Origin of the sequence: Micromonospora sp. CB01531 (genome assembly GCF_001905095.1) — a bacterium.
Taxonomy (GTDB): Bacteria; Actinomycetota; Actinomycetes; order Mycobacteriales; family Micromonosporaceae; genus Micromonospora.
Window position 1 is genome coordinate 26,324 of sequence record NZ_LWLS01000119.1, and the last position, 9,280, is coordinate 35,603.

The 9,280-nt window shown below is 68.9% G+C and carries 10 protein-coding genes; 4 read left to right on the forward strand and 6 right to left on the reverse strand.

Features of this window, described 5'->3' with window-relative positions; translation table 11 throughout:
* Nucleotides 1–255: 255 nt before the first annotated feature.
* The 3 genes from A6A27_RS36775 to A6A27_RS36785 are packed head-to-tail and all read right to left on the reverse strand — an operon-like array spanning nucleotide 256 to nucleotide 2,617.
* Complete coding sequence (locus A6A27_RS36775) at nucleotides 256–1,116, reverse strand: phytanoyl-CoA dioxygenase family protein (RefSeq protein WP_241825631.1); 861 nt, start codon at nucleotides 1,114–1,116, stop codon at nucleotides 256–258.
* Nucleotides 1,117–1,148: 32 nt separating this feature from the next.
* Nucleotides 1,149–1,418, reverse strand: coding sequence for a phosphopantetheine-binding protein (locus tag A6A27_RS36780; protein ID WP_073839278.1), 270 nt, complete (start codon nucleotides 1,416–1,418; stop codon nucleotides 1,149–1,151).
* A gap of 17 nt (nucleotides 1,419–1,435) precedes the next feature.
* Nucleotides 1,436–2,617, reverse strand: coding sequence for an acyl-CoA dehydrogenase family protein (locus A6A27_RS36785; protein ID WP_073839279.1), 1,182 nt, complete (start codon nucleotides 2,615–2,617; stop codon nucleotides 1,436–1,438).
* 281 nt (nucleotides 2,618–2,898) lie between these two features.
* On the opposite strand from A6A27_RS36785, the gene A6A27_RS36790 reads away from it, so the two are divergent.
* The 4 genes from A6A27_RS36790 to A6A27_RS36800 all read left to right on the forward strand — a co-directional run bounded on the left by A6A27_RS36790 (nucleotide 2,899) and on the right by A6A27_RS36800 (nucleotide 7,434).
* Nucleotides 2,899–4,278, forward strand: a complete 1,380-nt coding sequence (locus A6A27_RS36790; protein WP_073839280.1) for an extracellular solute-binding protein — start codon at nucleotides 2,899–2,901, stop codon at nucleotides 4,276–4,278.
* A 354-nt stretch (nucleotides 4,279–4,632) separates the two neighbouring features.
* Nucleotides 4,633–4,788, forward strand: a complete 156-nt coding sequence (locus A6A27_RS45400; RefSeq protein ID WP_198940612.1) for a hypothetical protein — start codon at nucleotides 4,633–4,635, stop codon at nucleotides 4,786–4,788.
* A gap of 51 nt (nucleotides 4,789–4,839) precedes the next feature.
* Complete coding sequence (locus tag A6A27_RS36795) at nucleotides 4,840–6,180, forward strand: condensation domain-containing protein (RefSeq protein WP_073839281.1); 1,341 nt, start codon at nucleotides 4,840–4,842, stop codon at nucleotides 6,178–6,180.
* Between the two features lie 12 nt (nucleotides 6,181–6,192).
* A complete protein-coding gene (locus A6A27_RS36800) occupies nucleotides 6,193–7,434 on the forward strand; it encodes an acyl-CoA dehydrogenase family protein (RefSeq protein ID WP_073839282.1) in 1,242 nt (413 codons plus the stop codon).
* Between the two features lie 22 nt (nucleotides 7,435–7,456).
* Here the strand turns inward: A6A27_RS36800 and A6A27_RS36805 are convergent, their stop codons facing one another.
* From A6A27_RS36805 to A6A27_RS36815, 3 genes are all read right to left on the reverse strand, one after another.
* The gene (locus A6A27_RS36805) at nucleotides 7,457–8,017 is read right to left on the reverse strand and encodes a dihydrofolate reductase family protein (RefSeq protein WP_073839283.1); all 561 of its coding nucleotides are present in this window, start codon (nucleotides 8,015–8,017) and stop codon (nucleotides 7,457–7,459) included.
* Between the two features lie 139 nt (nucleotides 8,018–8,156).
* Nucleotides 8,157–8,723, reverse strand: a complete 567-nt coding sequence (locus A6A27_RS36810; protein WP_073839284.1) for a dihydrofolate reductase family protein — start codon at nucleotides 8,721–8,723, stop codon at nucleotides 8,157–8,159.
* A 68-nt stretch (nucleotides 8,724–8,791) separates the two neighbouring features.
* Nucleotides 8,792–9,139: a cellulose binding domain-containing protein gene (locus A6A27_RS36815; RefSeq protein WP_073839285.1), complete on the reverse strand. Its 348-nt coding sequence runs from the start codon at nucleotides 9,137–9,139 to the stop codon at nucleotides 8,792–8,794.
* Nucleotides 9,140–9,280 lie beyond the last annotated feature (141 nt).

Genomic DNA, 9,280 nt, shown 5'->3' on the forward strand with positions numbered 1-9,280 from the left:
GGCGGCGGGTAGCAGGATCGTGGTGAGCAGCCGCCGGGCCCGGTCCGGGGCGGGGTCGAGGGCGTCGTACTCGGCGAACAGCGCGCGGAACCGGGTGACGAACTCGGCCGCCTCGGCGTCCGTCGCGTGGAAGGCGTGCCGGTGCGCCTGCTGTCGCAGAGCGCACCGGCTGCTTTTGACGAAGGCGTGCGGTCAGCTCACGATCGGCGGGCTGCCGAGGCCGACCAGGTGGGGTGGGACCTCGGGGCAGGCGCGCTACATCAGCGGATTTGCACCACGTGGCCTGCTGGCGAGCTCCTGCAGTGTCCGCTCCAGCAGCAGGTGCGGGTCCTGCGTCTCGACTTGGCCGAGGCCGGGCGGGCAGCGGTCCCAGCCGAGCAGCCGCTGTACCTCCTCCGGCAGGGTCAGCACGGTCTCTCGGGGAACGGCGAGGTACTGGTTCTCCTCCTGCCGCAGGTTGCCCAGGTCGAGCGCCACGGAGAGGCTCTGCCGCGGCGAGTCCGTGCTGTTGGCTCCGCCGCCGTGGTAGACACCGCCCTGCCAGAGCAGCGCGGAACCGGCGGGCATGACGGCCGGGACCGCCTCGGCGTACGCGGGCGCCCGCTCGTCGTCCCAGTGATGACTGCGGGGGACGACCAAGGTCGCGCCGTTGGCGCTGGTGAAGTCGGTCATGGCCAGCATCAGCTGCAGCCGGCACGGTGGTCCCGGATGGCGCCACAGATGCATCGCGTCGTCGCGGTGCAACGGCTGCCGGCCCTGGCCCGGATCGATTCTTATCGCCTGGGTGAAGCTGATCTGGATACTCGGCGTCACCTCCATCCGGACCTTGCCGATCCAAATGTGCCTTGGCTGTTGCAGCAGCCGCCGCGCCGAACCGAGGAACAGGGGCTGGGTCACGACCGGCGTCAGGTGCGTCGTCCGCCGAAACAGGCTGGACAGCCGCTTGGTCTTTTGCCCGTCGTAACCGCTCTCGCTGTAACCAGACGCCTCGAGGCCGGGTCCGAGGTCCGCCCGGAGCCCGGCGAGCGTCGCCGCGTCGGTGAATCCTTCAACGATCACCGCTCCGTCGCGCTCGAGAATCGCCACCACGTGGTCGAGGTCCGCATCCGGCCGCACGTGAGTCAGTTCTTGCATCGCGGTCCCCACGGTCAGCCGGCCGAGTCGCTGGACATGGCGAGGACGACGCGGGTCAGGGTCTCCAGGTCCGGGTCCTCGAAGAGATCGCCGATGTCGAGGGTGACGCCTAGTTGTTCCTCGATCGCCGCAGCAATCTGCACGGCGGCGATGGACTGCCCGTTGAGCTCGAAGAACGTGGCGCCGGGCCGATCGGAGCCTGGGCCCAGGACATCCGTCCAGATCGCCGTGACACGCTGGGTGATTTCTGCCGTGCTGAGAGCCGACTGCTGCTGGGTGCTCATGTCTCCTCCAGGCGAGATCAGAGGTACTGGGTGTTGGATGGCAGGCCGCAGGTAAGGCGTCCGTACAGCTCGAAGTTGGTGTCGGGGTGCATGATCGCGTGCAGGTTGAGCGCCTTGATGTCGCGCTCGATGCGCTGGATCGGCACGCTGGTATACAGCGAAGAGCCACCGCTGGCGCCGGCCAGCACGTCCACGACCTCCTTGGTGCGCAGGCAGACGGCGCCCAGGTCCAGCCGGGCACGGGCGCGTTCGTCGAGGCTCCACGGCTCGCCGGACACCGCCTTGGCGTCGATCAGGTCGGCGGTGCGCAGGACGTGAAACCCGGCCTCGTCCACCCCGATCGCCGCGCCGGCCACCTGTAGGTGGGTAAGCGGTGCGGCGCTCTGCTCCGCGTAGTCGGTGTAGGTGATCTTGCGACCGGGCAGGCGGTCCAAGAACGCGTCCCGGGCGGCGATCGCAAGGCCGTACACGGTCGCGCCGACGCTCGTGCAGGCGATCGGCATGAACGGGGCCCGCCACATCGGCGCGGCGGGGTCCTGCTGCAGCGGGTGCACGCCGCCGATCACCGGGCCTATCGGTAGTACCCGCTCGGCCGGCACGAAGACATCATTGGCCACGGTCGTGACACTGCCGGAGGCGCCCATGCCGGCGGTGTGCCAGTCGTCGATCACCTGCAGGTCACTCATCGGGATCAGCACCATGACGGGCTCGTGCTGCCCGTCCGGGGTGGGCCGGACGGCGGCATTCACGTTCCAGTCGCTCTGCTGGGCGCCGGTGTTGAACGACCACTTGCCGTTGACCAGGTAGCCGCCGTCGGTCGGCATGGCCACCGCGCCGGGGCTGAGGATCCCGCTGATCCGTACGTCGGGATCGGCGAACACCTCGTCGCGCACGGCGTCCGGGAACAGGCCGACCATCCAGCTGCTGATCAGCCAGACCGACGCGGTCCAGGCGGTAGAGCCGTCGCCGCGCGCCAGCTCGGCCAGCACCTCGGTGACGGTCCGCATGTCGGACTCGTAGCCGCCATAGCGCCGCGGCACCCGCATGCGCAGCAGACCGGAGCCGCCCAGCGCCTCGAGCATCTCATCGCTGAGCCGCCTGCGCTGCTCCGACGCCTGCGCATTGGCCCTCAGCACGGGGCCGAGCTCGACCGCGCGCCTCAGCAGCTCGGTTCGCGGCAGCATGGTGACTGTTTCCATTGACCCTCCTCGAGTCAGGACGGCGTCGGGTATGACTCTGGCAGCCGTGGTCTTTGCGACACATCTTCTGAGCTGCTGTCTCGGCCGTCGGCCGGGTGCGCCGCCGGCTGGCCCAGTTCGGCCAGCAGGCGGCGGTCGACCTTGCCGGTGCCGGGCGACTCCTCTTCACGCGCGCCCGCCTGCGGGAGGCCCGAGCAAGCGCGGAGATGCGACCGCCGACAGCGGCGCGGAGCATGAAACTCCGATGAAGCTCCCGGCACCGACCTGAGATGGCGAGACTCATGTATGAACCAGCCGGAAAGATCACAATCAACGTCTGGCTCAATCGCTGGCCGATGTGGCAACAGCTCGTCGACCCGATCCGGAAACAGGCAGCGGAGTTCAACCGCAGGCACCCGCAGTACCGGGCTGTCGTCGAAGCCGTCAACGTGGGGGCCTTCCCCCGAGAGATGGCGCGGGCCGCGCGTGCAGGAACAGCGCCACACATTGCCGCCTACCAGTACACCTACCTCCAGGAGGCGCAGGACATACGCGACCCGGACGGGCGGCCGTTGTTCACCTCGGTGACCGAGGCGGTGGGCGGGCGGGAGGAGATCCTCGGTGAGCCCGTGGTCCTCGACGACATCGTGGCCAACATGCGGGCGTACTACACGTTCGACGGCGACCTGAGCTCGATGCCGCGCAACACCTCCACCGTCCTGCTCTACTCCAACATCGACGCGCTGCGCGCCGCCGGGATCGCCGAACCACCGAGCACCTGGGCGGAGGTGGAGGCCGCGTGCGTCGCCCTGGCCGGACGGGACGGCGCGCGCCGCGGCGGGATCACCTGGCCCAATTTCGGCTGGCTCTTCCAGCAGTCCTTGGCTCAGCAGGGGGGGCTGCTCGCCGACCACGAGAACGGCAGGTCGGGCCGGAGCGAGAAGGTCGACTTCATGTCGCCCGAGATGCTGGCCTACGTGAGCTGGTGGAGGGACCTGCACCGGGCAGGCCACTACCTCTACACCGGCAAGCAGTCGGACTGGTGGGGTTGCATGGAAGCGTTCGCCAACGGAGACGCGGCGATGCTGGTCAGCTCATCGGTCGAGACCGGGCCCATCGTCCGGGCGGCCCGCAAGGCCGGGTTCCGCGTGCAGGTCAGCCGGATGCCCTACAACGAGCGGGCCGGGTACACGGGGAACCTGATCGCCGGTGAGTCGCTGTGGCTGCGCGACGGGCTGGACGAACCGACCCGCGACGGCGCGCTGGCCCTCATGCAGTTCCTGAACAACCCCCGCAACGCCACCAGCATCTACGACCATGGGCGGACGTTCATCCCTACTACTGAGGCGTCGATCGACCTGCTCGCCAGCGAGGGCTGGTTCGACCAGAATCCGCACTACCGGCCCGCCATCGACCAGCTCCGCATGAGCCCCGACTCCCCCGCCACCCGTGGCGCGGTGCTTGGCAATTTCCTGCCCATCCAAAGCGCGGGCATGCAGGCCATGCACGACGTGCTGGTCGACGGCGAGGATGTGGCCGCGCGATTCAGCCGGGCTAACGCCCAGGCTCAGCAGGTGCTTGACGAGTACGCGCAACATGTGGAATCGGCCACCGCCAACGACGGCCAAGGTCCGCAGAAAATGCCACAGTCGGAAGCGGAGCGTATCCGGCTCGGCGCCTGACAGACCGTCCTGGTCGTAAGGCCCTGCAGCCGACACCAGGCCTGCCGGCCGACGGCGATGTTCGCGGCCACGGCCCAGCCGCAATCTTCCCGCCAGGATCTGGAGGGAAGATTGCGCAGCCCCCGGCGGCCTTCCCGGTGCGGACACCGTCCTCCGCAACGGCGTGCTGGCTCGCCATCTTTGCGGGGCGCCGCCGTGGCGCGCGTCATGGGTCCGCCTGGCTCACCTCTTGACCGGTGGGCAGGCTGCGGCAACCACGAAGATGCGGTGACCCTCCCGGCGGTGATGACAATCGAGGCGCGGCCACGTAGCAGGGCAGTGACTATCCGTTCGCTACACCACGAGGGAGCGCAAATGACCACGGTCGGAGCCGATGTCAACGTCGATCTCGACGGCGACACGCGCGGCCTTCCAGACACCATCCGGTCGCTCGTGCCAGCCCTAGAGGACGACCGCTACCTGGCAGACGAACTCCAGCTGTCGCCGACGAGCCAGAACGCGGCGCCCTGATCGATGCCCTCCACAACGCCGGCGTCAGCATCCACCGAGGAGAGATCCCACATGACAACCTTTCCGGAAGTCCAGCAGGCACCTACGGTGCTCTCACTGCAGCAGCAGTTCCTCTGCATGTTCGCCCAAGGCTTCGAAGCCGGGCCGTTCGGGCCACACTACGTGGAGGTCGGCGGGTGGCGGCTCCACGGACGCGTCGACGTGCAGGTTCTGCGGCTGGCGCTGGCCGACGTGGTCGAGCGGCACGAGGCGCTGCGTACCGTGTTGCACCTTGAGAACGCCGGCGGCACGCAGAGCGTGCTGCCCGCCCGGCAACCCGAGCTGCAGCTGATCGAACTGGACGAGTCGCCGGGCGCGGACCGGGACCGGCGCGCTGAGCAGCTCATGATCGAGGCGGAGACCCGGCCGTTCCCGATCGACGAGGTCCCGCTGCTGCGGGCCGTGCTCGGCCGCTTCGACGAGCAGGACTCCGTGCTGGTGCTCTGCACCCACCACAGCGCCGCGGACGTCTGGTCGCTCCAGGTGATCCTGCGGGACTTGGCGGAATGCTACGCGGCCCGCGCCGCCGGGGACGAGCCCCAACTGCCCGAGGTGACCCAGTACCGCGACTACATCGCCGCACAGCAGGAGGAGGCCGCTGGGCCGACGGTGGCTGCCTCACGGGCCTACTGGCGTGAAACGCTGCGCGGCGCCCGGGTCCTGGTCGCACCGGCGCGCCGCGACGAGCAGGTGGCCCCGGCGACGAGCTATCACCGCTTCGCCACCGACGCGCAACTGAGCACGGAAGTGTCTCGGCTGGCCAGGGAGACGCGCAGCTCCCCGTTCATGGTGCTGCTCGCCGCGTTCGCCGTCTTTGTTAGCCGGCGCACCCAGGCGACCGACATCGTGGTGCCCACGTTCGCGCCGGGCCGCCAGCACCGCTTCCAGTCCACGGTCGGGTCGTTCTTCAACTTTCTCCCGCTCCGCGTGGATCTGCGCGACTGCCGGACCTTCCGCGATGCCGTCGCCCGCACCAGGACGGCCTGCGTCGGCGCCTTCAAGCATGAGCTGCCACTGCTGCACGTGCTCGCCGAGGCGCCGGAGCTGATGGCATCGGTCGGCCCCGACGCGGTGCCGTGCCTGTTCCAGGCCGTCCAGCCGCCCTACCTGATGCAGGGCAAGCGGATCGGCGACCTCGAGTACACGGCGATCTGGCGGCGGGTCATCCCGCAGCCAGTCGGCTCCGAGACCCCGGACGGCATGATCTGGTCGATGCACCTGAGCAACACCGAGGTGGTTGGCGGGCTCAGCTTCAGCCGCCACCTGTTCGATCGCGCCGAGATCGAAGAGCAGGTGGCCGGGTATCTCAGCGTGATCGGCGAGATGGTGGCCGATCCGGATTCGACGATCTGAGAGGTTGACACCATGACCGTCACCGCGAACGGCGTGCAGGGCATGGCCCTGCCATCCGAGCCCGACGTCACCCCGGCCGTGCTGATCGAGCGGGCCAGGGCCATGGCGCCCGCCCTGGTGGCCCGCCAGCGCGAGACGGAGGAGCGAACCTACTACGCCGAGGACACCCATCTCGCGTTCCGAGACGCCGGCTTCTACCGCATTACGGTGCCCAAGCGCTACGGCGGCTACGAGTTCGGCTTCGACACCTTCCTGCAGATCGTGATGACCCTGACCCGGGCCTGCCCGTCGACCGGTTGGATGTACTGCCTGGGCGCGGCGCACTCACTGTTCGCCGGCAGCATGTTCGGGGAGAAGGCGCAGGCCGAGCTCTTCAGTGGCGGCGACTTCATCGCGCCGCTCGTCAACGCCCCGCACGGGACAGCCAGGCGCGCCGCGGACGGCGGCTGGATCCTGAACGGTGTCTGGAAGTACTGCTCCGGTGCGCCGTACGCGACCCACCTGATCGGCAACACGATGATCGTCGAGGATGACGGGAAGCCGGCACGCCCGCTGTTGTTCATCGCGCCCCGCGATCAGTGGGAGATGCTCGACGACTGGGGCTGGCAGCTGGGCCTCAAGGGCAGCGGGTCGCACAGCATCCGGATCTCCGACGGGCACATCCCGAGCCACTTCGGCTTGGAGGTCAATTTCGAGGAGATCTCGGTGACCGGCGGCACCCCGGGGCGGGACCTGCACGAGCACCCGCAGTACGGCGGTGCGCCGGCCAGCTCGATGGCCCTGGAGGGTGCCCACATCGCGGTCGGCATGTGCCAGGGCGCGCTTGACGCGTACACGGAGTTGATGTTCTCCCGCACCACCATCCTCCCGCCGTTCCCGCCCAGGGCGGAGGACCCCGACTTCCAGCTCTGGTACGGGCAGGCCAGCAGCATGATCGACGCCGCCGAGACACTCGTGCTCGCCACGGCGCGGCGCTGGCACGAGCTGTCCGAGCAACCGATCGGAGCGTTCACCGCCGAGGAGGACCTGCGGATCGCGTTGACCTGTCGAGAGGCGACCTCGCTGGCCTGGCGGGCCGTCGACGAGATCATCCAGCCGACGGCCGGCAGCACAGCCGTGCGTGAGGGGGAACGCCTCGAACGGGTCTGGCGGGACCTTTCCACCGGACGCACGCACGTCAGTTCCGCCGTGCTGCTCACCACCGTGGCCAACCGCGGCTACGCCCAGCTACGGCTGCAGAGCGAGCGCCGGTGACGCGCCCGGCCACTGCTGGGGGTCAGCCGTCCACGCGGTAACGCGCGAAGATCGTGCCCTTCGAAAAGGTGTGCTGGTCGAGCAGGGTCAGGTTGCGGCGGACGCCGTCGGGGAGGGCGCGCGTGCCACCGCCGACGAGCACCGGGCAGATAACCAGGCAGATCTCGTCGACCAGGCCGGCCCGGTGGGCCTGGGCGGCCAGGTTGGCGCCGCCGATCGCCAGGTCGCGCGTGGCCGACTCCTTGAGCGCGCGGACCGCCTCCGGGTCGAACGTGCGCTCGATGCGGGTGCGGGCGCTGCGCGGCTCCTCCAGTGTGGACGAATACACGATCTTGTCGGCGGAACGCCAGATCTCGCTGTAGTCGAGGATGAAGTCGGGGTGGCCGGACTCCTCGTGCGCCGTCTCCCAGTAGGACATCACGTCGTAGAGCCGGCGGCCGTACAGGTGGGTGCCGATGCCTCGGTCCAGGTCGTTGAGGAAGCGGTGCACCTCTTCGACCGGCTCGCTCCAGCCGAACTTGGCGTTCTCGTCGTTCACGAACCCGTCGAGGGACACGATGTCGGTGTTGATCAGCTTGGCCATCTCTCCGCCCAAGTATCTGGTTGCGTCTTGCAACCGGGATCAGCCTAGTGGCTCAGCATGAAACGTTGGCTCGGTAATCGGAACGGCAGCCAGCAGGGCGAAGGCGGCCGCGGTCAGCGCGTACGCCCGGGGTGTCATGTCAGGCGCTGTCCTGAATGCCGTAGCGCAGGTAAACCACGCCGTTCTTGAAGACGCGATGGTCGAGCAGGTCGAGATCGGCCGGCACGTCGCCGGGGAAGAAGCGGTGCCCGCCGCCGGCCACCGCCGGGCCGACGAACAGCTGGTACTCGTCGACCAGCCCGGCTCGGATCGCGTGCGCCGCCAGGGTGGGGCCGTCCACGGTCAGGTCGCGGTCGGACTCCGCCTTGAGCCGGCGCACCGCCTCCGGGTCGAACGTGCGCTCCAGCCGTGTCCGTCCACTGGTAACACCGTCCAGCGTCGTGGAGTAGACGACCTTGTCGGCGGCCTGCCACACCCGCGCGTACTCGAGGATGTACGGCGGCTGGTCCGGCAGCGTGTGCGCGGTCTCCCAGTAGATCATCGTCTCGTACATCCGTCGCCCGTACAGGTAGGTCCCGACGCCCTGTGAGATCGAGTTGATGAACTCGTGCGACTCCGCCTCGGGCGCGCCCCAGCCGAAGTTGCCGTCGCGGTCGCTCACGTACCCATCCACCGACGTGATCATCGAGTAGATCAGCTTGCCCATCGCGCACCTCCGCCGCGAGACCCGACCGGTTGCGAAATGCAACCGGTCGGGTCACTGTAGAGCAGCGCTCAGCCGCTCGTGCGGGGCGCGCCGTCCAGCGCGAAGTCGGCCGGCGCAGTGTTGGCGCCGCTGCAGGTTGCCTGAAAGCCGACCGTCGCGGTGCCGCCGGCCGGGAGGTTGCCGTTCCAGGACGCGTTGCGGGCGGTCACCCGGGCGCCCGACTGCGTGACGGTGGCCGACCACGCGCCGGTCATCCGCTGGTCACCGGGGAAGGTGAAGGTCAGCGCCCAGGACGAGCGGGCCGCACCGCAGTTGGTAACGGCGACGTTCGCGGTGCAGCCGGTGCTCCGCTGGTTGACCTCCCAGCCCAGTGAGCTGCTGACCTTGGACAGTGTTCCGTTCGCTGCTGACGGCAACTGTCCAAGATCTGGAGACAACAGCCCCAGACACGCTGCTGGCCGGCACCCGCGTTCGGGTGCCGGCCAGCGGCTTGTGCGTGTTCTTCAGTTGGTCAGCTGATCAGGTGGGTCAGCTGTTCCAGTGCTGGGCGACCAGGT